This is a genomic window from Oceanispirochaeta sp. (assembly GCF_027859075.1).
Taxonomy (GTDB): Bacteria; Spirochaetota; Spirochaetia; order DSM-2461; family DSM-2461; genus Oceanispirochaeta.
The window spans coordinates 1-4,108 of record NZ_JAQIBL010000111.1; the positions used below are offsets into that span (position 1 = coordinate 1).

The 4,108-nt window shown below is 45.2% G+C and carries 4 protein-coding genes; 1 reads left to right on the forward strand and 3 read right to left on the reverse strand.

What is annotated here, in order from left to right; genetic code table 11:
• Window positions 1-162 (reverse strand): hypothetical protein (locus PF479_RS06415; protein ID WP_298003753.1); only part of this gene is annotated, 162 nt, incomplete at its 3' end.
• Between the two features lie 316 nt (window positions 163-478).
• Between PF479_RS06415 and PF479_RS06420 the strand changes: the two genes are divergently transcribed.
• Window positions 479-1,465 (forward strand): LacI family DNA-binding transcriptional regulator, encoded by a 987-nt coding sequence (locus PF479_RS06420; protein ID WP_298003745.1) that lies wholly within the window; start codon window positions 479-481, stop codon window positions 1,463-1,465.
• On the opposite strand, the gene PF479_RS06425 is transcribed toward PF479_RS06420, so the two are convergent.
• Window positions 1,466-3,046, reverse strand: coding sequence for a diguanylate cyclase (locus PF479_RS06425; RefSeq protein WP_298003747.1), 1,581 nt, complete (start codon window positions 3,044-3,046; stop codon window positions 1,466-1,468).
• 89 nt (window positions 3,047-3,135) lie between these two features.
• A partial coding sequence (locus PF479_RS06430) for an ABC transporter ATP-binding protein (protein WP_298003750.1) occupies window positions 3,136-4,108 on the reverse strand: 973 nt, incomplete at its 5' end.

Here is a 4,108-nt window from a genome sequence, read left to right on the forward strand (position 1 = left end):
GTTTTCTTCAATCAGTTTGGCCGCCGCTCTGGCCATGTTCATAGTCTGAACTTCCAGAGACTCGCGTACACCTTTTTCTCTGCCGTCGATGACCGGACGAATGCCTACTTTGGGCATGGAACCTCTGAGTCGGTTGACCGGGTCAGTTTGCTTAATATTCATAATTCTACTCCTTATTTTTATCAGTTTGTCTTTAGTCCCGAAAATGTTCTCAGGGTCCGGGCCCCTTCCTGTGCACAGAAACTGAGAGACGGAAATCCTCCGTATACATCAGGTCTGAATTTTTATCTTTCCAAAAAAACGCTTTACAAATTCATATGTAATCGATTACATTTTCACATATGCCTGCAGAAAAGGCAAGTTTTTTTTCAATATTTTTCAGTGCTGAACCAAGTATAGGATGGATGGGAAAGGGGATTGTGTTTACAATATCTCCCCTGATCCTGATGTCGATGAATAAGGGAGCAGAATCAAATTCATGTCAGAGAAACAATCCCCTGTAACAGTTAAGGATGTAGCCGAAAAAGCCGGTGTTTCCACAGCCACGGTTTCCCGGGTTCTCAATGGAGATCTAAAGGTTCGCCCGGATACGGCAGAAAAGGTTCAGAAGGCCGTCTCCCTCCTGGGTTACCGCATGAATCAGGTCGCCCGCAGTCTCAAAACCAGACGCACCCATACCATAGGCATCATAGCTCCTGAGTTTAGAAATGATTTTTTCATGAGCATTGTCACCGGGATAGAAGACACCCTGAAACAGATAGATTTTTCGGTAATTCTGTGCAGCTCACGGGAAAACCTGAAAGAGGAAGAAAACAGGCTCAGGCTTCTTAAAGAAAAAAATGTAGACGGGGTCATTATAATTCCAGGCAGCAACAGAGGAGAACACTTCCAGATAATGGAAGAGACTCCCATTGTCCTGGTTGACCGTCTTGTGGAGGGGTTTGAATCGGATGCAGTGTTATCCGACAACTTCCAGGGGAGCTATGAAGCCGTTAAATATTCCCTGAAAAGAGGAGCCCGGCGCATTGGATTCATCGGAGGAGACAGAACACTGACTTCTGCGAAGGAACGATTTGATGGCTACCTGAAAGCTCTGGAAGATTTCCAGAGGGAGGCGGAATCAGAAATTATTCTCTTCGGAGATTACCATGAAGACAGTGGTTATCATCTTATGAAAACACTGATGGAACTGGAGTCTCCTCCTGACCATGTCTTTATTTCCAACTATTTCATGCACCTGGGGGCGGCCCGCTACCTGCTGCAATCTGAACATAAAGGTCTCCATATACTCTCTTTTGACGACCTTCCTCTGGCATCTTTTTTCCCCTATACCAGTATTATTGTGGCACAGCCCATGGAAGAAATCGGCAGGCAGGCAGCAGAACTTCTGATACAGAGGATAAACGGTTCCAAAGCGAAGAAGATGGTACTCAGGCTCCCCACAACAATGAGGATACTGGAATAGTCAGCCCGTCTGAAAGCTGCCTTTCCCGCTGCTTTTCACCTTGTACATGGCATCATCAGCCCGTTTCATAAGAACCTCCAGGTCAGGTGAAGACCCCGGTAAAGCCACGGCAATACCAACACTGGCGCCGATATGGATTTCTCCTTGAGGTATCGAAAATGGTTTTCCCAGGGAATCAATAATCTTCAATGCAATTATTTTACAGTCCTCTTCCCCTTTAACCCGATGAAGAAGAATAACAAATTCATCCCCCCCGACCCTGGCTACTGTATCGCTTTCCCTGACACATTCCTGTAGTTTTTGAGCCACAATTTTTAAAAGGATATCTCCCCCTTCGTGACCCAGGGTGTCATTAACGTTTTTAAAACCATCCAGATCTATATACAATAGAGCAAATTTCTGGTTATACCGGTTAGATTCCTTCAGAAGCTGGGACGCGGTGTTACTTAATAAAAGTCTGTTTGGTAAATCTGTCAGAGGATCATACAGGGCGGAGTGTTCCAGGACTTCCCGGTAATTGTCCCTCTGAGCAATATTGTTAACGGCGAGCCAGACAGGAATACTCAAAACAACAGAAATAAGGAATAGATAGAGAAAGAGGGTCTGTAAAAAGGATTTCCAGTCGGTCTGCATTTCCTCTAAACTGATTTGGTTTATAAGATACCATGTGTGCCTGGCAGAATTTCCAGATGCTATTTCCAGAGGATGAATTTCGAGAACACTATAAAGATCAGAGCCGAATACAAAAGGCGACATCCCATGATTTGAAACAATCCTAGGCCATAATCCAGGAGACCTTTTCATCAGTTCTGATATGTTCCTTTCCGAAGATGAAAAATCTCCTTCAGCCGTCTTATTATCATTATGAAGCCAGGTTCCATATTCATCTAAAAGTGCAAAAGTCCCGGGATGATTCCTTGTGTCCCTCTCCAGGATCTGAATCAAAGTATCTGCCAGATAATTGAGAACCAGGACCCCTTTGGGATTCTTCATGGAATCAAACAGAACTGTTCCGAAGTGGATCACAAGCTTTTCTGGTATTTCAATCTTTCCATTATCATTATACAAATCCACAGGGGACACAGAGATTTCATCTGGTTCCAAAAGCAGTGTTTCTTTAAAATAAGGCCGGTCAATCTTATTCTGGAGATCCTCGTCTTTCACAATAAAGGAAAAACCATTGTTATAATTGATCCTTACAATTTCATCACCAACATTATTTATGGAACGGATCTGATCGTACACTTTCTTGCTACTTGCAAACTCAAGAAACACATTTTGAATATTCTGCTTGTCAATTTCATTCCGAATTTCTTTATCGTGGATCATTTCATTGAGCCTGGCGAGAAAAAGGATGTCTGATTTGATAGATTGAAAATGGCTCTCAATCAATTCTCCCAGATACCCGGCCTGAATAGTCGAAGAGAGAGCGTAATCCTTCATGGTGTCGCTTCTCATTCCCAGCAGCAATCCAAGAATGGTCATAAAGCTTATAGCCGTTAATGTTAAATGATATTTCAGAAATCTGGATAATTTTGTTCTTTTCATGCTTGATGAAGCAAACCGACCCTTAATTTTCAATGTTAAACCTTCCTGAATATCATTAATAAAAGTATATGAGAATTTGACTTGAAAATCAAAGGGAGCCCGGAGACTCCCTTTGAGTCTTTTCAGCTCAATAAACGGGAAGAATGGTCCTTTCTGAACTGATTTGTGTAAAGATGATAATAGTGCCCCCCCAGGCGCAGAAGCTCACGATGGCTGCCCTCTTCCTTGATTCTGCCTTCTTCGATGACCAGGATTCGATCGGCATTCCGAATAGTGGACAATCTGTGAGCGATGACAAAACTGGTACGTCCTTCCAGAAGTTTTTCCATTCCCATCTGAATCTCCTGCTCGGTTCTGGTATCGATAGAGCTGGTCGCCTCATCCATGATAATGATATCAGGATCTCCCAGGATCGTCCTGGCCAGAGAGATCAACTGCTTCTGTCCTACAGAGAGGAGGGTCCCATCTTCTCCCACACATTCGTCATAACCGCCGGGAAGCCTCATGATCATCCCATGAGCGCAGGCCATTTTGGAGGCCCGGAGCATACTCTCTTCTCCCGCAGAGTGATTTCCATAGAGGATATTTTCCCGGATTGTCCCTGAAAACAGATGGGGAGTCTGAAGTACCACCCCGATACGGGACTGCAGTCCTTTTTGGGTGAATACCCTATAATCCTGACCATCCAGGAGAATCTGTCCCGCCACCGGTTCATAATAGCGGGAAATAAGGCTGGCCAGAGTGGTCTTTCCTCCCCCGGTCGGGCCGACTATGGCTATGGTTTCTCCCCGCCGGACTGTGAGATTGAAGTTCTTGAGAACCGGGGTATCAGGAACATAGTGGAAATCAACATTCCTGAGTTCCACCTGCCCTTCAAAACGGGGCGATTCCAGAGCCTCGGGCAGATCCTGAATATCCGAGTCCAAGTCCAGAAGGGCAAAAACCCTCTCAGCACTGGCGATTGCCTGCTGCATTTCACTGAACACCCGGGACATCTCCTGAATCGGCCAGATCATAAATGTAATGTAGCCGATAAAAGCCCGAAATCCTCCGATGGTCATCCCCCCCGGGTTGTTCTCCCGCCCCCCATGGGGG